Annotated in this window: 18 protein-coding genes and 3 pseudogenes; 13 read left to right on the plus strand and 8 right to left on the minus strand. The window is 68.5% G+C overall.

Going from position 1 to position 18,218, the window contains the following annotated elements; translation table 11 throughout:
• Window positions 1–192 precede the first annotated feature (192 nt).
• Window positions 193–1,644 carry an aldehyde dehydrogenase gene (locus ACZ60B_RS09550; protein ID WP_469385445.1) on the minus strand — a complete coding sequence of 484 codons (1,452 nt, stop codon included), beginning with the start codon at window positions 1,642–1,644 and terminating at the stop codon, window positions 193–195.
• A 400-nt stretch (window positions 1,645–2,044) separates the two neighbouring features.
• Window positions 2,045–2,884 carry an oxidoreductase gene (locus ACZ60B_RS09555; protein WP_469385446.1) on the minus strand — a complete coding sequence of 280 codons (840 nt, stop codon included), beginning with the start codon at window positions 2,882–2,884 and terminating at the stop codon, window positions 2,045–2,047.
• A 171-nt stretch (window positions 2,885–3,055) separates the two neighbouring features.
• Between ACZ60B_RS09555 and ACZ60B_RS09560 the strand changes: the two genes are divergently transcribed.
• The 8 genes and pseudogenes from ACZ60B_RS09560 to ACZ60B_RS09595 all read left to right on the plus strand — a co-directional run.
• Window positions 3,056–3,601, plus strand: a complete 546-nt coding sequence (locus tag ACZ60B_RS09560) for a TetR/AcrR family transcriptional regulator (protein WP_469385447.1) — start codon at window positions 3,056–3,058, stop codon at window positions 3,599–3,601.
• Between the two features lie 866 nt (window positions 3,602–4,467).
• Window positions 4,468–5,223 carry a hypothetical protein gene (locus tag ACZ60B_RS09565; protein WP_469385448.1) on the plus strand — a complete coding sequence of 252 codons (756 nt, stop codon included), beginning with the start codon at window positions 4,468–4,470 and terminating at the stop codon, window positions 5,221–5,223.
• A 31-nt stretch (window positions 5,224–5,254) separates the two neighbouring features.
• Window positions 5,255–5,362 (plus strand): annotated as a pseudogene (locus tag ACZ60B_RS09570) (alpha-hydroxy-acid oxidizing protein); the annotation flags it as partial.
• Window positions 5,363–5,394: 32 nt separating this feature from the next.
• A pseudogene (locus tag ACZ60B_RS09575) lies at window positions 5,395–5,562 on the plus strand (alpha-hydroxy-acid oxidizing protein); the annotation flags it as partial.
• 4 nt (window positions 5,563–5,566) lie between these two features.
• Window positions 5,567–5,803 carry a hypothetical protein gene (locus ACZ60B_RS09580; protein ID WP_469385558.1) on the plus strand — a complete coding sequence of 79 codons (237 nt, stop codon included), beginning with the start codon at window positions 5,567–5,569 and terminating at the stop codon, window positions 5,801–5,803.
• Between the two features lie 116 nt (window positions 5,804–5,919).
• Entirely contained in the window at window positions 5,920–6,321 is a 402-nt protein-coding gene (locus ACZ60B_RS09585) for a YciI family protein (RefSeq protein WP_392270320.1), read from the plus strand.
• A 13-nt stretch (window positions 6,322–6,334) separates the two neighbouring features.
• Entirely contained in the window at window positions 6,335–7,567 is a 1,233-nt protein-coding gene (locus tag ACZ60B_RS09590; protein WP_469385449.1) for an RNA polymerase sigma factor, read from the plus strand.
• 322 nt (window positions 7,568–7,889) lie between these two features.
• Window positions 7,890–8,131, plus strand: a pseudogene (locus ACZ60B_RS09595) (transposase family protein); the annotation flags it as partial.
• Between the two features lie 87 nt (window positions 8,132–8,218).
• Here ACZ60B_RS09595 and ACZ60B_RS09600 read toward each other — a convergent pair.
• Together ACZ60B_RS09600 and ACZ60B_RS09605 are read right to left on the minus strand one after the other, a co-directional pair.
• On the minus strand, window positions 8,219–8,887 hold the full coding sequence (locus tag ACZ60B_RS09600) for a Type 1 glutamine amidotransferase-like domain-containing protein (RefSeq protein ID WP_469385450.1): 669 nt from the start codon (window positions 8,885–8,887) through the stop codon (window positions 8,219–8,221).
• Window positions 8,888–9,185: 298 nt separating this feature from the next.
• Window positions 9,186–9,683 (minus strand): NUDIX domain-containing protein, encoded by a 498-nt coding sequence (locus tag ACZ60B_RS09605; protein WP_469385559.1) that lies wholly within the window; start codon window positions 9,681–9,683, stop codon window positions 9,186–9,188.
• Window positions 9,684–10,015: 332 nt separating this feature from the next.
• Between ACZ60B_RS09605 and ACZ60B_RS09610 the strand changes: the two genes are divergently transcribed.
• Together ACZ60B_RS09610 and ACZ60B_RS09615 are read left to right on the plus strand one after the other, a co-directional pair.
• A complete protein-coding gene (locus ACZ60B_RS09610) occupies window positions 10,016–10,918 on the plus strand; it encodes an amidohydrolase family protein (RefSeq protein ID WP_469385451.1) in 903 nt (300 codons plus the stop codon).
• 393 nt (window positions 10,919–11,311) lie between these two features.
• Window positions 11,312–11,878: a class I SAM-dependent methyltransferase gene (locus ACZ60B_RS09615; RefSeq protein WP_469385452.1), complete on the plus strand. Its 567-nt coding sequence runs from the start codon at window positions 11,312–11,314 to the stop codon at window positions 11,876–11,878.
• Here the strand turns inward: ACZ60B_RS09615 and ACZ60B_RS09620 are convergent.
• Window positions 11,836–12,708, minus strand: a complete 873-nt coding sequence (locus tag ACZ60B_RS09620) for an NAD(P)H-binding protein (protein ID WP_469385453.1) — start codon at window positions 12,706–12,708, stop codon at window positions 11,836–11,838. The genes ACZ60B_RS09615 and ACZ60B_RS09620 overlap by 43 nt on opposite strands.
• Window positions 12,709–13,130: 422 nt before the next feature.
• On the opposite strand from ACZ60B_RS09620, the gene ACZ60B_RS09625 reads away from it, so the two are divergent.
• Window positions 13,131–13,265 (plus strand): hypothetical protein, encoded by a 135-nt coding sequence (locus tag ACZ60B_RS09625; protein WP_469385454.1) that lies wholly within the window; start codon window positions 13,131–13,133, stop codon window positions 13,263–13,265.
• A gap of 1,040 nt (window positions 13,266–14,305) precedes the next feature.
• Here ACZ60B_RS09625 and ACZ60B_RS09630 read toward each other — a convergent pair.
• The 3 genes from ACZ60B_RS09630 to ACZ60B_RS09640 all read right to left on the minus strand — a co-directional run bounded on the left by ACZ60B_RS09630 (window position 14,306) and on the right by ACZ60B_RS09640 (window position 16,528).
• On the minus strand, window positions 14,306–14,914 hold the full coding sequence (locus ACZ60B_RS09630) for an amidase family protein (protein ID WP_469385455.1): 609 nt from the start codon (window positions 14,912–14,914) through the stop codon (window positions 14,306–14,308).
• A gap of 191 nt (window positions 14,915–15,105) precedes the next feature.
• A complete protein-coding gene (locus tag ACZ60B_RS09635; RefSeq protein ID WP_469385456.1) occupies window positions 15,106–15,504 on the minus strand; it encodes a hypothetical protein in 399 nt (132 codons plus the stop codon).
• A 283-nt stretch (window positions 15,505–15,787) separates the two neighbouring features.
• The gene (locus ACZ60B_RS09640) at window positions 15,788–16,528 is read right to left on the minus strand and encodes a class I SAM-dependent methyltransferase (RefSeq protein ID WP_469385457.1); all 741 of its coding nucleotides are present in this window, start codon (window positions 16,526–16,528) and stop codon (window positions 15,788–15,790) included.
• 604 nt (window positions 16,529–17,132) lie between these two features.
• Between ACZ60B_RS09640 and ACZ60B_RS09645 the strand changes: the two genes are divergently transcribed.
• Together ACZ60B_RS09645 and ACZ60B_RS09650 are read left to right on the plus strand one after the other, a co-directional pair.
• Window positions 17,133–17,327, plus strand: coding sequence for a hypothetical protein (locus ACZ60B_RS09645; RefSeq protein WP_469385458.1), 195 nt, complete (start codon window positions 17,133–17,135; stop codon window positions 17,325–17,327).
• Window positions 17,321–18,061 (plus strand): outer membrane protein assembly factor BamB family protein, encoded by a 741-nt coding sequence (locus ACZ60B_RS09650; RefSeq protein ID WP_469385459.1) that lies wholly within the window; start codon window positions 17,321–17,323, stop codon window positions 18,059–18,061. The genes ACZ60B_RS09645 and ACZ60B_RS09650 overlap by 7 nt, the downstream gene beginning before the upstream one ends.
• Window positions 18,062–18,218 lie beyond the last annotated feature (157 nt).

The following is an 18,218-nucleotide window of genomic DNA, read 5'->3' on the forward strand; positions in this document are numbered from 1 at the left end:
TGGGATCACGGCCGTCGGTGGCGCCCGTCAGGTGCGCCTCGGCGGTACGGGGGGCAGCGCGGTGTGAGGTGGAGCGTTGCCTGCCGGTGCCGGATCCGATGGGACGGAGATGATCTGCGGTCAGTGCACGGGTGTTCGGGAGGATCCGGGATTCGCCTTCCCGCATCCGGGGTTCGTGCGACCGGGGCGTGACTACCGGTTGCGGGTGATCGACTTGTGCTCCACATAGCCGGTCAGACCGACCTTGCCGTACTCGCGGCCGAGCCCGCTCGCCTTGTATCCGCCGAAGGGGCCGTCGAAGCTGATCGGTGATCCGTTCAGCGTGACTGTCCCGGTGCGCAGACGCTGGGCGATGGCCAGGGCGCGATCGGGGTCGGCGGACCAAACACCTCCGGACAGACCGTACTCGGAGTCGTTGGCGATGCGGACGGCGTCGTCGTCACCGTCGTAGGCAATGACGACCAGAACCGGGCCGAAGATCTCCTCCTGCGCAATGCGCATGCTGTTGTCGACGTCGGCGAACACGGTCGGGGTGACGTAGTTGCCCTTTTCCAGGCCCTCGGGGACCTGCGGGCCGCCGGTCACCAGCCGCGCGCCTTCCTCGATACCGGCGTTGATGTAGTCGATGACCCGCTGCTGCTGGTCACGGCGGACCATCGGGCCGATGAAGGTGTCGGAGGAGGCGGGGTCGCCGACCTTCAGCGCCTCGACCATCTCCTTCACCGCTGCCACGACCTCGTCGTAACGGCTGCGGGGAGCCAGGATGCGGGTCTGCAGGATGCATGCTTCACCGTTGTTGCCCAACGAACCGAACCGCAGGCCCTGCATCGCGGCCGTCAGGTCCGCGTCGTCCAGGATCAAAGCGGCGGACTTGCCGCCCAGCTCCAGACCCACGCGCTTCAACTGCTCTCCGGCGATGGAGGCGATACGGCGGCCGGCCCGGGTCGAACCGGTGAAGGAGATCTTGTCCACCCCGGCGTGTGACACGAGGTACTCGCTGGTTTCACGGTCCGCCGGAAGGACGCTCAGCACGCCCTCGGGCAGGCCGGCCTCGTTCCAGAGATCCGCGAGCAGTGCCATGCTCAGCGAGTTCTCCGGGGAGACCTTCAGCACGACGGTGTTGCCGGCCAGGAGGGCAGGGATCAGCTTGGCGGTGGCGGCGGAGAACGGCGAGTTCCACGGTATGACCGCGGCGACCACACCGATCGCTTCACGGCGCACGATGGTGTCGAAGGCTGCTGACGGGTCCGACGGTGCGACGACTTCCTCCCAGCCGAACTCCTCGGCCGCCTTGAGGTAGGCGTTGACCTGGCGAGTCAGGAAGGGCTGGCCGGCCTTGGTGAACCAGCCGGCGGAACCGTTCTCCGCGGAGATCGCCGCCGCGATCTCGTCGGCGCGTGCGGTACGCAGTGCGTCGTAGCGGCGAACGATTTCCTGACGTTCCTCCGGCGCGGTGTGCGGCCACGAACCGTGATCAAAAGCCTTGCGGGCCGCGGCGACGGCCTTGTCCACGTCGGCCGGCGCGGCCTGCGCCGCGCGGCCGAGCAGCGACTGGTCGTGCGGGGAGAGGATGTCGAGCGTCAGCTCGGGAGCGCTGGGAGCGACCCAGGAGCCGCCGATGTACAGATTGTCGCGCACAGTCATTTCTGTATTTCCTTCAAGTGCCATGGAAGTGGGGCCGAGGAAGGGGGATCTGGGCGGAGATGCAAGCTGATATGCGAGTTGCGAGGGCGGTCGGGGGGCACGGCACGGTCGCGTCGAGCCATGGCTTGTGCGCCAGTGACACAGAGTTCGCCGTGCCGATGCCGTCGGCCGTTGCGGATGCGGCCTCGGACGGGCAGCACGCAGGTCGGCCCAGTCAGTCCTTGATCGGGCGGACGAACCATCCGGGCGACCGTGGTGTCGGCGAAATCGCCGAGTCCGTCTCGGCCGGTGGACACACCGACCTCACGCCAGTTCGCATCCTCCGCAGCGCGTGCCCCGGTGGTCTGTTTCGCCGGGGCCGGTGTCTCGATCAGCGGGGCGCCGTGTCCGCAAGGCGCCGTCAGGCGGCGGGGTAGTCCGTGGAACGGCTGACTTCGGCCCACTTGTCGGCCTCGGCGAGACGGCCTTCTTCTGAACCGATGGCGATCGTCAGGGCGTCGCTGCCGAGCAGCAGTCGGCGCGGGGGCTCCTCGGCGCCCACGACGCCGACGATGGCTCGGGCCATGAGGTCCGGGTCGCCGGGCTCGTTGCCGGCGTACTCCGCGAAGCGGGCCAGCCACAGCCCCACGGTCTCCTCGTAGTCGGGGGTGATGGGACCGGACGGTTCTGCCGCCCCTGCGGCCCAGCCGGTGCGGATGCCGCCCGGCTCGACGATGGTGACCTTGACGCCGAACGGTGCCACCTCGTTCGCCAGTGCCTCGGAGAACCCCTCGACGGCGAATTTCGCGGTCTGGTAGGCACCCAGACCGGGCGTACCGCCCACGCGACCGCCGATCGAGGAGATCTGCACGATGTGTCCGGAGCGCTGTTGGCGCATGACCGGCAGGACCGCCCGGGTCATGTTGACGACGCCGTACAAGTTGGCATCGATCTGCGCGCGGAATTCGTCCTCGGGGAAGTCCTCGATCGAACCGCTGGTTGCGTAGCCGGCGTTGTTCACGACGACGTCGACCGATCCGAACCGCTCCACCGCAGCGTCCACCACGTTCCGGGACTGGGATGCAGAGGTGACGTCCAGCGCGATCGTTTCGAGCCGTTCCGGGTGCTCGGCCTTCAGGGAAGCCAGCGCCTCAGGCTTGCGGGAGGTCACCACGACGTTGTCGCCGGCCTCCAGGGCCGCGAGGACGAGAGCCCTGCCCAGGCCCTGCGAGCCCCCAGTGATCAGCCAAGTCTGTGCCATTGCGTGTTCCTCATCTCGTTGCTCGTCCAGGCCCCCCGAACGGGCCAGCAACTCGACTGTAGATGAAACGAACAGAAATGCAACACCGATGATGCAGAACATGCCCGTGCCGCATCTCATCAATGGCGGATAGGGGTGTAAATGACCGCTGTGCGATAGACTCGCAAGATCATGAGAGCAGACGCCGCACGCAATCTGACTGCCGTCCTCCATGCCGGGGCTCGGCTCCTGGCCGAGGACCCGGGTACTTCCATGTCGGCCATCGCCGCCGCCGCCGGAGTGGACCGAACCACTCTCCATCGTCGGTTTGCGAACCGCGAAGCCCTGCTCAGCGCCGTATTCCAAGCCAAGCTCGACTCCGCCGAGCAGGTTCTGGACGAGGCGCGCCTGGTCGAGGCCCCCCTGCCGGTCGCCCTCCACCGCTACCTCGAAGGGATCATCCCCGTCAGCCGACAATGGCCGCTCGACACGCGCCGCATGATGCAGAACGATCCCGCCGCCCGTGAGCGCAGGCAAGTACAGAGTGCACGTCTCGACGCCTTCATCCGCCGTGCTCTGGACGAGGGCTACCTGCGCGCCGACGTCGACGCGGCCTGGGCGCGGACGATCCTGGACGAACTCGTCGACACCGCCGCCCACCGGTTCCCCGATCTGGAGCCTCCCCAGGCCGCCGACCTTGTTGCCGCCACGTTCCTGAACGGCCTCGGCACTGCCTGACCCGGCCGCACCACGGTCCGGACCGAGGAACGCGGACACGCCGCCGGAGCCCGGTCAAGCCGTCCGGGCGACAACCGCACAACCTGCCGCCACCGTGGAGCCGAAAGAGCCAGGGCCGTGACCCACAGGCCCAGGCACCATCACCACCACGTCCGCTTGATGACGGGCGCCTCCTTGGGTCTCCCGCACCAGTCAGGAGGATCCGCGCGGCCGCGCGGAGAACACCCGCCCGCGCCCAGGCGCCCGCCGACCGCCGGGCACTGTCCGGGACGGTCGGGCCCGCCGGGGCGGGATTCCTCGAGGCGCCGAATCGGATTCCCTCGATTGACGTGGCCGACGACGTGCCGGTTCTTCGCGCTGCGCCGGGACGAGGCCTGGTCTTATCGGCGCTCCGTCACCACATAGACGAGATGAGGCCGCGAAGCGTCACAAGGACCTGCTGGCCGGGCGACCGTGGTGCGCCCGGCCGGCCCGGATCAGCCGACCGAGTCGACCAACATCTCGTTGGCCCTCCTTTGGCCCTCCGCGAAGATCTCCAAGCCCTCTTGCACCTGGGCCGCCTGCTCGTCCGGCAAGCCCTCTGCCACTCCTCTCGGGCTTCGGCAGTGCGGGCGCTTCACCAGCCGTGCATGCGGTCGCACGTCCGTACGAGGCCAAATCGGCATGCCGACCTGATGTTCTTGTGGCAGTTGGTCGACGACCATGCGTCGCCCCATGGGGCGCGCTGGTGAGTGTCCGAGCATCACGTTGCCCGGATACGGAAAGGATCAGTGACCTCCGACTGCCGGTCGAGCTCCTTACCTTCTTGATCACGACCGGAAGAGACTGGTGCCCTGATCGCTGAGGAACGGCGTGGGAGACGAGCGATGACCACGATGAGAATCCGCACTGCCCGTGGGGCGGACGGACCGCCGCCATCAAGGGCCGGCCGCAGCCGGCTGGTGGGTGCGACGCTGATTGTTCTGTCCCTGGCCGCCGCACTGGCCTGCTATCTCGTCTTCACCGCCTGGCTGCCCACCGATCGCACCCAGTACCGGGAGTACAGGGCAGCCGAATCGTGCCCCGCCCGCACGGTGGTACCGAGGTCGGAGGACTGCCTACGGAAGGTCGCCTTCACCGTCGAGGGCGCCCGCGATGCCCGCAAGCACAAAACGGCGACCCTGCTCGGTCCGGAACCCTTCCCGAGGATGGTCGTGCCGTTCGGCGATTCGAGCCCGGTGCTGAGCGGGCTTCACCGGGGGGACCGCGTCACCGGTACCGTGTGGCGTGGCGTGGTCGTGGTGGTCGCCGAGGGGGACGCCCAGCAGAATTCTTCCGACGCGCCTCGCGACGAACCCCAGATGACTGCCGCCATCGGCACGTTCGCAGGGCTGCTGGCGGCGTTGGCGCTGATGTTCGGTGCGATGCGTCTCGCCAGGCCGCGTGACCCCGGACTCTTCACCTGGCGCCCGTACGGCAAGTGGCTGCTCATCGTCACGGGAACCACCTGCGCCGTCGTGGGTCTGTCCCTCGTGTGGACGGGCCTTCCGTGGTTGCTCGTGCCCACGGTCTGCGGGGCGGTCGTCACAGGTACGGCGTGGTTCCTCTACCGAGACCTGCGGCTCGCGCGGGCCGGCCGGTAGGACGGGCATGGCATTGCGAACCTTCTGGGCCATGCTCGATTCACCGGTCCTGCTGGCTCCCACGGCCGCTCACGGGCTGTTCCACACCGACGGGGAGACCCCCACTACGCGGGGTGCGGCCGACGCCGACGCGCCGCCGACGCTGAACACCTTCTCGTCTTCGCGTCCCGGACCACCGAGGAAGTGGCCGCGGCGGCGCGCGGACCGTCGTGGTTCCAGCTCTACGTGCAGCGGGACCGCGGCCTCACCGCAGACCTGGTGCGGGGCGTCCGCGCGGCGGGGGCCCGGGTCTGTGGGGTCACGGTCGACACCCCGTCACCGGATGGCGCGATGTCCTGAGGACATGGCCAGTGATGAGTACGTCTGTCCCGTTTGCGGACATCTCGTCGAGCAGGTCGTGCGCCGGCACAAGACCCTGGGCGTGTTCGTGCCCCTGTGGCGTCCCGGTCCGTGCAAGGATCCCGAGTACCAGGCGTACCAGGCGTACCAGGCGTACGAGGCGGAAGAGGCCGAGTCGGAGCCCGTCCTCACGACGGAGAGCGGACCGGCGGTCGACAGGGCCGAGCAGCGGGACTCCTGACACTCTTCCCGCGAGCCTGAAAAACTTCCGCGAGCGTGTAGAGAAGCGCGGGCCGGCTCCGACGTCCCCCATGAGAGCCGCCCACCACAGGCGGCCCGAGCCGAAGGAGCGGACTCATGAAGTACCTGGTGATGGTGCAGGGCACGCAGGCGGACTACGAGGCCCAGGCGGGCAAGCCCGTCGCGGGTCTCCCGGCCTGGAGCGACAAGGATATGCAGGCGATGTTCCAGCACATGGGGGCGATCAACAACGACCTCGCCGAGACAGGCGAGTTCATCGATGCCCAGGGGCTGGCCGAGCCTGCCAGGACCCGCCTCGTCAGCGCCGGCGCGGACGGCAAGCCCGTGATCACCGACGGGCCGTACGGCGAGACCAAGGAAGTGATCGCCGGTTACTGGCTCCTGGAGTGCGAGAGCCTGGAGCGGGTCACGGAGATCGCCGCGCGGGTCACCCAGTGCCCCGTTCCCGAGGGCGCGAACACGTACCCCGTCGTCATCCGGCCGCTCGGCGAAGTGTGAGCAGGGGAGACGTTTGAGGCGTACGAGCGAGGTCGAGGACCTGCTGCGCCTGCACGCGCCGCAGGTCCTCGGCGCGCTCGTACGCCGGTACGGGCACTTCGACGCCGCCGAGGACGCCGTACAGGAGGCGCTGCTGGCAGCGGCCGGACAGTGGCCCGAGTCGGGGGTTCCGGACAATCCGCGGGGCTGGCTGATCAGGGTCGCCTCGCGGCGGCTCACGGACGCGCTGCGCAGTGATCAGGCGCGGCGGCTGCGTGAGGAGAAGGCGGCGGCGCTCACACCGCGCGACGCCTTCACCGCACCGCCGCCCGGGCCCGATCGTGCGCCCTGCGAGGACGACACGCTGACCCTGCTCTTCCTCTGCTGCCACCCGGATCTGCCCCCGCCCGCCCAGATCGCGCTGACGCTGCGGGCCGTCGGCGGTCTGACGACGGCCGAGATCGCCCGCGCGCATCTGGTGCCGGAGGCGACGATGGCCCAGCGGATCAGCCGGGCCAAGCAGCGGGTGAAGGGCACGCGTTTCAGCCGCCCCGATCATTGGGAGGAGCGACTGCCCGCCGTCCTCCACACGCTCTACCTGATCTTCAACGAGGGCTACACGGCCACCTCCGGAGCCTCCCTCCAGCGCGCCGAACTCGCGGGCGAGGCCATCCGGCTGGCCCGTACGGTGCACCGCCTGCTGCCCGGCGACTGTGAGGTCACCGGCCTGCTCGCCCTGATGCTCCTCACCGACGCCCGCCGCGCCGCGCGGACCGGGGCGGGCGGCGAACTGATCCCCCTCGACGAGCAGGACCGCGGGCTGTGGGACAAGGCGGCGATCGAGGAGGGCGTGGCCCTGGTGACCTGGGCTCTGTCCCGACGCCGTCCCGGCCCCTACCAGTTGAGGGCCGCGATCGCAGCCGTCCACGACGAGGCGGACTCGCCCGACAGCACCGACTGGCCCGAGATCCTCGGCCTCTACGACGTCCTCGTCCACCTTGTCCCCAGCCCTGTCGAACGCCTCAACCGTGCCGTGGCCATCGCCATGGTCCACGGACCGAAGGCCGGCCTGGCCGAACTGGACGTGCTCGCAGCGGAGTTGGCCGCAGGCCACCGCCTGGACTCGGTCCGCGCCCACCTCCTGGAACGCGCCGGCGACCCCGAGGCCGCCCGAGCCGCCTATGAGTCAGCCGCCGCCAAGACCCTGAGCCTCCCCGAACAGCGCTACCTCCGGGCACGTGCGGCCCGCCTCGGCGACATCACTTGACGTGTCGCTCAGACCCGAGCTGACGCACATCACCGAACGCTCCCTCCGGGACGCGGCCCGCGAGACCGGCACGTACGAGACGTCGACGCGTGGCCGCGCTCTCCAGGAGGAGGGCTTCATCCACTGCTCCACCGCGCCCAGCTCCCGCGCGTGGCGGCCTTCCTGCACGGCCCGTACGAGGGCCGGCTGTGGACCGGCGGATTCCGCCCGCGCCCACGCAATCAGGCGCCGCAAGAGCCACTCAAAAGCTGACGAACCTCCCTCTCAACACCGAGCTCGTCACTGTGTGAGGGGCCGAGCACCCGCGGACCGCTCCGGCCACAACGACTTCCGGACCTTCACCGAATCCGGCGTGGACCGGGCCTGCCGTGAGGCACCGACCATCGCCGACGGCGGATACCAAGGCACCGTCCTGCTCATCCCGCACCGCAGAGAACGGGGCAGACCCACCTCAGCCCGCGGCAGGAAGCGGAAAACGCGGTCCACCGCCAGGCGCGAGCACGAGTGGAACACGCCCTGTCGCGGCTGAAGAACCTGAAAGTCCTGCGGGACTGCCGACTCCAGCTTGCAGTCGCCTCCGTCATCGCACCGACCGCCCCGTCCCGACCATGCCCTGGGCGTCGCACTGCCCTGCCTAGCGCGTGTACTGAGTCACGGATGGAACCGCCACCGGCCTTCAGAGATGACATCCACCTTGCCGTCCCTGACGCGAACGGCCGTCTCGTCGTCGATGAAGTAGATCGGGAAGTCCGCCCGCGCGACGATGCGATCAGCCCAGGCGTCGTCCCGTTCGGGGAAATCCGGTGAGTACAGGTGAGGCTTGAGATACCAGTCGAAGAGGCCGAACGGCGGCTCCACGGTCGTCGCGCCGAGCACGTGAAGATCCGCGGTGTCCCCGATGACGTCGGCGGAGTGTCCGGTGAGATTACGGCTGAAGATCATTGATCCGGCGCTGACCCCCACGTAGACCCGGCTCACCAGCGCCTCCAGGAAGCCGTCGGCCAGGCCGTTCCCGGTGATGCTGCGCGCGAGGTGGTAATGGCTGCCGCCCTCGACGTAGACGACGTCGGCGTGGAGCAGTCGGTCGAGCACCATCTGCCGGGGCAGGCCATTCAGCTCCAGGATGTCGAATTGCCTCCAGCCCAGGCCGTGCAGCCGGTTCATGTCCGCGACAACCCACCCGTGGTCCCCGGGCTCGGCCACTGATGCCGTGGGAACGAACACGACGTTCGCCGATCCGAACGGCCGACCCAGCATGTCCCGCAGCGCATCCCGCAGCGTCTCGTTACGCAGGCCACTCGCCGTCAGCAGAAAGTTCATCGGACGAGCCAAGCACGACTCACGGGCCCGTGCAACGAACGCAGAATCCACCGATGCCGTCATGGCATGGCGCATCGGGAACAGGTGACGGGCACAGCCCCGCGCAGCATCCGCGGGGTCCGGGACTGCGGCAACAGGGTCTCCCGAGCAGTTCGTTGACTTCGACAACCCCGAGCTGCCGCGGAGCCCTGCCGTCATCCGCCGACCGCACCGCGATCACCCGATCAGGCCCCTTGCCCGACCAGACAAGCCCGTTGATCGGTGGGCAGATGCCTTCCGGCCCGGCCCAAAAGCACGGTCACCGCGCAGACGTCCCGTCAGCGCGACAAGCGAAATACCGACCCAGGATCTCCGGGCTGTCGGGAGTGAAAGTCCACTCCCGAAGGATCCGCGGCAGGTCGGACTCACTCAGCCAGCCGTGCCAGGCGACCTCATTCGAGTTCGGCACGACAGCCCGCGGAACGACGGCATCGCACACCCCGAGCCAGTGAGGGCTCAGCCCGCTCCGGTTGAGGAACTTGAACCGAAAGCGTACTGCCGCCGACACCCCCAGTTCCTCCTCCAGCTCACGGGTGGCTGCCTGCTCATAAGACTCCCCGACCACCAGGGCTCCACCCACTGCGACCTCGTAATGCCCAGGGAATCGGGGCACCTGCCCAGCACGCCGATGGACGAGGATCCGACCCCGCCGGTCGTGACACACGACCACGGCAATCCGGTGCAGCCAGCCCTCCCGTACGGCGTCTGTCCGACTCACCGGCCCCAGCACACGGTCCCGTGCATCGACACGTTCCACGACTTCATCCACGACGCACACGATCGCAGAGCCCACTGACAGCAGCCCTCGATGCCGGAGCGGGCTCTCCCCGGTGTCGGCGGCGCCCCGGCCGCCTGTCCGCGGCAGCTATCGCCGGACAGCTCCTCGGCGCGCCACCGCCATCGGCCTGATCGGCCCGCCCTGCACACCGGCGAGGAACTGGCCGACACCTTCCTGGGCGTCACGGGCGCAGCCCTCACCTCCCCCGACCGGCGCCGCCGTTCCAGGCGGCCTGGACCTCACCCGGAATCGCGGGCAGGCTTCGATGATCAGGAACGACGGCAGGCCGTCCCCGAAGGAGGCAGCACCAGGTGAGCAACACTCCCCGCACGGCTGTGAGCAGCGAGGCCGGTGACGTCCGCGCCTTCTGGACCGGACTCGGTCTGCCCGGGCTCATCGACGTCCACACCCACTTCATGCCCGAACGCGTCCTGCACAAGGTCTGGGACTACTTCGACACCAGTGGGCCCATGATCGGCGGCTTGACCTGGCCCATCACCTACCGGCGAGAAGAAGCCGAGCGCGCCGCCCTGCTGCGTGACTTCGGTGTGCGGGCCTTCACCTCCATGCTCTACCCGCACAAACCCGGCATGGCCCGATGGCTGAACAACTGGGCGGCCGACTTCGCCCGCCGCACCCGCGACTGTCTCCACACCGCGACCTTGTATCCCGAGCCCGACACCGCCGCCTACGTCCAAGAGGCCCTCGAAGCCGGCGCCCGGGTCTTCAAGGCGCACGTCCAGGTGGGCGCGTACGACCCGGCCGATGAACAGTTCCAGACAGCCTGGGGGCTGCTCGCCGAAGCCGGGACTCCCGTGGTGATGCACTGCGGCTCCGGGCCCGCGCCGGGCAAGCACACCGGCCCCGGACCCGTCGCCCGGGTCCTCGCCCGCCACCCCGGACTGCGCCTGATCGTCGCGCACATGGGCATGCCCGAGTACGAGGAGTTCCTCGACCTCGCCGAACGCCACGACCAGGTACGCCTCGACACCACGATGGCGTTCACCGACTTCACCGAAGGCTTCATGCCCTTCCCCCGCAAGACCCTGCCCCGCCTCGCCGACCTCGGCGACCGCATCCTGCTCGGAACCGACTTCCCCAACATCCCCTACCCCTACCTCCACCAACTCCAGGCCCTGGAACAACTGGACCTCGGCGACGACTGGCTACGGGCCGTGTGCCACGACAACGCAGCCGACCTGTTCCGTCTCTGACAACAGCCGGCAAGCGCCCGAGATCCATCTCGGCGTCCGCCTCAGGAAGCCCTGCGCCGACCTCGCAGCGGCCCTGACCGCCCTCCCGACTCCCAAGGAGAGACGCGCCGAAGGAACCCGCCGCTACGACCTTCCCGGCGCCCTGCTGCTGACACTGCTCAAGCCCGCCGACGGCTACCTGACCGTCGTCCTGGCTGGACGGGTACGTGCACGGTTACCGCGTCGCCTTCCTCGCCGGCGCCGCCCTGTTCGTCCTCGCCCTCGCCACCACCGGCCTCCTCCTCACAAGCCCCCGCACCAGCACCGCCACCTCGTGACCTCCGACACCGAAAGGCTCTCCACACGAACAGCGTCAACGAGTCCACCGCATTCTGGGAGAAGCACTACGCCGGCATGGACGCACGGTGGGGCACCGAGCCCAACGCGGTCCTGACCTCGCTGCTCGCCGACCCGGCCCCGAGCCCCGGAACCGCCCTGGACCTGGGCTGCGGCCACGGCGGCGACGCCCTCTGGCTCGCCGCCCAGGGCTGGGACGTCACCGCCGTCGACATGTCACAGACCGCCCTCCACCGCGTGGCGGCCAGCGCCACGGCGCAAGGGGTCACCCACCGGGTCCACACGCAGCGACACGACCTCGCCGAAACGTTCCACGAGGCGACGCACCCCAGCGCACCGCCACCGGTCCCGGAGGACAAACCGCGACCGTCACCGACAACGTCATCGCCGTCCGACGCAGGTGAACCGCCCACGCCGATGGAACTCTGCCGGCACACACCAGCTCCACCACGAGACCCTGCCGGGGCCCGGGTACAGGCACCGGCGAGCCACGGACGAAGCGCCGACATCCACCATGGGTCGTTGGCCCTGGCGTGCACCATCATCTGCCTTCGAAAGCTCCGATCCGTCGGATGGAACCGTCAGTCGGGAAGAAACTCCCGGGCATGGTCGTGTGCCCACTGAGCGAAGGTGCGAGCCGGGACCCCGATGGCATCCTCGGCCGTGGGTACCGGGCCGGTCGCCGTCGGATCGAATTCCTGGAGTGCCTGCAGGTCCGTCTCGCCGCCCGAATAGTCCTCGAAACCGAGCAGGAAATTCGCGTTCGCCGCTGCGAATCCCCCCTGCTTGCGGTAGCTCTCCCGTGCCTCGTCCCGGCTCACGACTTCAAAACGGACCGGGCGCCCGATGGCCTCGGCGATGAGCTCAACCTGCCGGCGTTGGGACAACATTTCGGGGCCGTTGAGGGTGTACGCCCGTCCGCAGTGTCCGTCCTCCAGCAGAGCCAGGGCAGCGACATCGGCGATGTCCTGCTCGTGCACCGGACACCCTGCCGCGCCGGGGTTGGGGTCGCGCACTACCCCCTCGGCACGGATGGACGGGCCCCACAAGGCCAGTTTGTTCATCGCGAACTCGCCGGGGCGCACGTGAGTCCACTCCAGGCCCGACGCCTCTACGGCCTGCTCGACCGGCAAGTGGAAGTCGCTGTCGAAGCCCGTCGTGACAGCCCCGGAGGACAGCACCACAACGCGACTCACGCCAGCTTGCCGTGCCGACGCAACCACTTCCCGTGCCGTTTCGGCGACCGGGAAGAGATACATCCGGTCGACACCCCTTAACGCTTCGCTGAACGAGTCCGGTTGCATGAGATCTCCGGCGACTACGCGCACGCCTTCCGGGAGCGCCGCTGTGCGTGGGCTGCGGGTCAGAGCCCGCACCTCCGCACCGGCCTCAACGAGTTGCCGGACCACGTTCCGGCCGACAGTGCCAGTGGCTCCGGTCACCAAGATCGCCATAATGCTCCTTCAGATCCTCGCTGCTCAGGAAGATGCCTCACCACGAGGGGACAGCCCGTCCCACGTGCGCCGGCCGGCTGACTCAGTCGTCCAACGACAGGTCGTCGGCCACGACGGCGAGGATGGCAGGAAGCGTGGAGCCGGCTCCAGTCTCCCGCCGAACGCATTTTGAAACCGTCAGCAAAGCGGCCGTAGCGCGAGGTCTGAGGCACATCTGCGTGAGGAGCGGGACTCCAGTCCGGTGCCTTCTGTTGAACGAGAACAAAGGCGACAACGGCATCAGCGCAAGGGCCGGCGCCGCCCATCGCAGCACTCGCGCCCGAACTGGAGGTGCCGGACCTCGATGATGAGAGCGATCTCTGCCGTGGCAAACTGAGCGGCCACCAGGGCCGATAGGGCCGTCGTACCAGGCAGGAACCCCGTTGAGATCTGCATTGCCGGTGGCGTGTGCCTTCGCCCTGCTCACCGCCTGCACCGCGCAGGAGCACTCGCCCCTGCGCGCCGACGGCGCCCGGCAGGGGCAGACACCCGATACGGCGCTGCCCGAGAAGCAGTAGAGAACGCCCTGCCAGCGTCGGTCACCAGGCTTCCAGCTGAGTGACCGACGCTCCGGGGGCGAGCGAATCACAACAGACGCCATGGGACTTGGATGAGCCGTCCCCCACGGCCAAGGCACCACGGGAAGAAAAGCATGCGCACCACGAAAATCAGAGCCGGACGAGTAGCAGCGGCCGCGGCAATCGCCCTTCTTGTCACCGGATGCGGTGGCGGCGCTGAACGCCCCGCCCCGACTACCGCCTCCTCCTCGACATCCTTCGGCCAAAGGAACGTGCAGATGGACCTGGACGCGGCCCTGGCCGCAGCAGGGCTGCCGGGAAGCAGGTCGAAAGCGGGCTTTCCTGCGTCCGACCGATTGGCTGGCCCAGCGGCCTCGGAGAAGGATAGGAAGTTGGCCGCCCTCGCGTCTCGGCTCACCCCCTGTGTGGTCTCTTGGTCGGCTGCTGAAACGGGGAATGCGTCCACGACTGCCTCGACACAAACGCGTCGAAAGCTCAACGCCATGCTCGCCGGCCTCAAATCACGGGGGTGGGCGGAGAGCAAACCGTCCCAAGAAGTGCCCCTCGGAGAAAACGGCTCCTACTTCATGGCTTCATACCGGAAGCAGGGGTGGAACCTGTACGCGCGCCATGCCAGCGCAAGCGCCTTGAGCCAGGCCACCGCCATGGTCACGGACGAGTCATGTTTCAGCCGGCTCACTGATGAGGAACTGGCCCTCTTGGACCAGTAGGACGCGCGGACCACACTGCAGATGTGCGACTCGGCGTGGATGCGGACCTGCTGCAGGGGTGCGGCAGGCCGCCCTTCCACCGCAGCCTCCGCCTTTGACCAGCAGGGAGCGCACTGGATCCACGCTGGGCGAGCCGCCACCGTGCCAGGGCCCGGACCGGCGGCACGACCTCGTCTGCGCGAGGCTCCGCCACGACCTCGTCCACCGTCTCACGGGCGATCACGAACCGCTCCCCCATGACCTCCGCCTCCTGCGGCTAGGCCTGGAGAGTTTCGTCGAATCCATAGATCTGGCCCCCGCAGCAGCTGCTCATCGCCGTTGTCCATGCCCTTCAGCCGCGCAGCCACCACCGACAGCGAGGGCTTGCCCAGGTCGCTTGTACCAACTCCTCGAATATTCATCAAGCTTCTCGACGTCATAGCCGTGGATCGCAACCTCTGCATCCAGTCCACTTTGATGCGGGTATTCGTAACCCCTGAAGAGCCGCTTACAGTCGGCTGCAGGAACCTTGATCACGATCACTCCTTCACCGTACGGTGCCGCATACTTTTCCGCTGTAGCCGCTGCGAGCAGGGCTCGGTCCGAATGCATCGGTCCCACGAGCTGGACGCCGATCGGGAGCCCCTCCGCGTTCCGCGCCACAGGTACGACCACACTGGGCGGACCGGCGCGGCTGGTGAGGTTGGCCCAGCCGGTCTGGCCCAAGAAGCTCCGCTCGACGCCGTCGACCGTGAGAGAGCGGGTGCCGGCCGGGATCGCCGCAGTGGGAGCGGCCGAGGTGATGAGGACATCATGCTCGGCATCAGCGCGGAGCCGGTGCCACGTCCCCCGAAGCCGGTGGCGTTCCTCGTTGGCGCGGAGCCATGCGCCGAGCCTGCGTCCGGTAGTGGAGGAGGGCGCCCCGTGGGTTCGCGTCATCCTCTTGCAGGTCGCGCGCTGCTGCGAGTTCGGCCGCGGCGACCACGTCGAGGGCTTGCTTCGAGTCCTCCCGCTTCACGTCGTACGGGGGGGCGTCGACGCCCCCCCCGTCGACTGCGGCGAACGCGGCGCCCGCCCCTTCCTCGTGGGCCCGGCGGGCGAGCGCGGCCCATGTGCGGCGGGCCCGGCAGTCAGTCGTCGGAGAAGGAAAGGCAGACCGCAGACGGATCCAAGGTCACCTGGTTCTGGGTGTAACAGTCCGCTTGCAGGGTGGCGACCTCGGCTCCGCAGTCGCGGCAGACCAGATTCTGGCCATTGCCGCCTGCGGGGCCCTGACAGCAGCCGATCGAACGCATCGGCTCGGGATGCTGTTCCGTACCGATCACGTCGTCGGGGTGCACGACGAAGCCGGGGACGTCGTTGCTGAACTCGCACAGTCGGAGGTTCGGGGCATAGGTGCCGCGGGGCATACGGGCCGGACGTGTCCGGACGCCCGGGATCTCTGACATCGGGACGGGTAGCGGTACTTTCACCTTGGCGACCGGTCCGGTGAGGGGGAATCGACAGTGGTCACACAAGAAACGCGGCATTCCGCCGATTCTGCCTATCGGGTACCGCTGTAACCAGCGATTTTTTCGCGTCGGCTACGTATCGGGCAGGTGTCCGCGGTCGACCTGGTCAGCAAGGTGGACGAGGGTGGCCTGCGGTCCATGCCGAAGGCGCCCATGCTGAGGGCGACGACCGGGCCCGGCTTCTGGTGCGAGTGCTGGACCCGACGCCTGGACGACGGGCAACCACCGACGCTCTTCGATTCCCACGACACGTACGCCGAGGTCGAGGGGATGCTGCCTTCACCTCTCGACGCGGCGGAACTTACGGTTTGTGGGTTACCCAGAGCAGTTCCGCCGGCCAGCGGTGTGCCCAGTCGGGTGGGTCGGTTTCGTTGTAGCCGTTGGGTGTTCCGAGTCCGGGCCGCGGCTCGATGAGGTCGTCGATGACGAGACCCGCGCCGCGCAGGACCCTGACCCAGTCGCCGTAGGTGAGCTGATAGCTGGTCGCGTCGTCGCCTTCGGCGATGGCGTTCAGCCCGAAGTAGTCCTGCTGCAGCGTCGTGGTCACGCGGCTGGCGGCCTCGTCGTAGCAGGCTTCGAACCATGGGCTGGCGACGTTGAACACCAGGCGCCCGCCCCGGCGCAGGACGCGTGCGGCCTGCGGGACGGCCAGATGCGGGGGCGCCCAGCTGAGCCCACCGAAGTCGCAGAACACCAGGTCGAAGCTGCCGTCGGCGAAGGGGAGTTGTTCGGCGGCGCCTTGCACCAGCGGGTAGCGGGCCGCTCCCATCGCGCGGGCCGCTGCGGCGAGTTGGGCTTCGGACAGATCGAGCCCGACCACGGTGGCGCCCTCGGCGGCGAGCGCCCTGGACCACTGGCCGGCACCGCAGCCGAGTTCGAGGACGCGCTTGCCGGTGACGTCGCCCAGGGCGTGCAGGTGCGCGTCGGGGATGGAGTACATGCCCCACAGCCGGGGTGCGGCGCCGATCTGCGGGTCGTGCTCGTGCTGGTAGGCGCTGCTGATCCGGTTCCAGAGCCGCCGGTTGGCGGGGATGCTGTCCACGTGCCGACTCCAGCACTGCCTGCCGGGGGCGGTCAACACGATTAGGGCACTGGCCGGCCCTCGCCTCGGTCCGGCCCTGGCTCGGCCCGTGTTTCGCCAGATGACCCCTGGCAGCGCAAGGGATGAAGGAAACCCGTAGACGCTCAGTGACCGTCAGAACGATGCCTCCGACGGGGTAGCTCAGGCTCCAGGATGGACGGGCGCCCCTCGCGAGTGCCGACACATTGTGGCGAGCGTTCGGGACCTTGGGGCGGGCGGTGGGTAGCCCAGGCCGAGGCTCAGACCTTCCCCGCCTCGCCTTTCGAGGGGACAGCTCATACACACGGGTCAAGTGGCTGAGGCGTCTTCCGTCCGGGCTGTTTACCTGTTGAGCCGATCCGATGATCAAGCGGCGTGTCCCCATTGTGCTTGCCGGTCACTTGATCACGAATGCGCCAGGCTCCCTTTGGATTCGGACCCAATAGGAGCATGTACATGAAGCCCGAGTTCACGGCGTCCCTGCCGGGACCGCCGCCCAGGCGAATGGGTCGACCGGTTCAACAACCAGCGCCGATTCACGTCGGCCATACAGCCGCTCCAGGGGCCGGCGGCGAGCCTGGCGCCGATGACGCCGACCGTGGTACGCGGAGTGGCGTACGTACCGGACTGGGGCGGGAAGCTGTCGGCGGTGAGCACCTCCACGGGGAAGGCGCTGTGGTCGAACCCGATCAGCGTGTACAGCCGCGTCGCCGGGGACATCTCGCGCACCAGCCCCGCGTACACGCGCGCGGCAAACTGGTGTTCGGGGAAGGCGTGCTGACCTCCACCAGCGCCGACGGCGCATACGTGATGGCCGCCAACTCCGCGACCGGCGCACCGCTGTGGCGCACCAAGGTCGACGACCACCCGAACGCGCTCATCACCAGTTCTCCGGTGATCGACGAGAAACGCGGCATCGCCTATGTGGGCGTGTCCTCCAACTCCGAACTCACGGACGCGCAGTACACATTCCGCGGCAGCGTCGTCGCCCTGAGCGTGGCCACCGGAAAAGTGCTCTGGAGGACACACACGGTTCCACCCGGATACACCGGTGGTGCGGTGTGGTCCAGCACCGCGGTGGTGGACCACCGGACCGGGCTGCTGTACGTGAGCACGGGCAACAACTACTCCGTGCCGGACGGTGTCTGCACAAGGCCGGACCAGACCGGCTGCACCACGCCGTCGCCGGACAACCACGTGGACTCGGTCCTGGGTCTGGACCTGAAGACCGGCAAGGTCGTCCGGTCCCGCCACACCTTCGACTACGGTTTCGTCTCCAGCGCCAACGGCGTGGTCTACGCCGGCTCCGTGTCCGGCGACATGTACGCCCTGGACGGCGCCACCGGCACCATCAAGTGGAGCTTCGACAGTGGCGGGTCGGCAGTCGGCGGCGCTGCCATCGTGAACGGTTCGGTCTACTGGGGCTCCGGCTACCACTCCCCCTTTGTCCCCAACAACAAGCTCCACGCCTTCTCCCTCAAAAGGGCGTGCAAGGACAAGCGGTGCAACTCCTGATCAAAGGGTTCCTGAAGGGCGGGGCCCGGGTGACCCGGCCGAGAGGCTGTTCGCCCCGGGGCGCCTCGGCCAGCGGCCCTTCGGTGGCCGGGGCGAGGCCTGGCGGCTGCCGCGGGTGGGGAAGGCCGTCGTCCAGCCCGAGAACGACTCGTTTTGA

It is taken from the genome of Streptomyces sp. NPDC104096 (assembly GCF_055584385.1).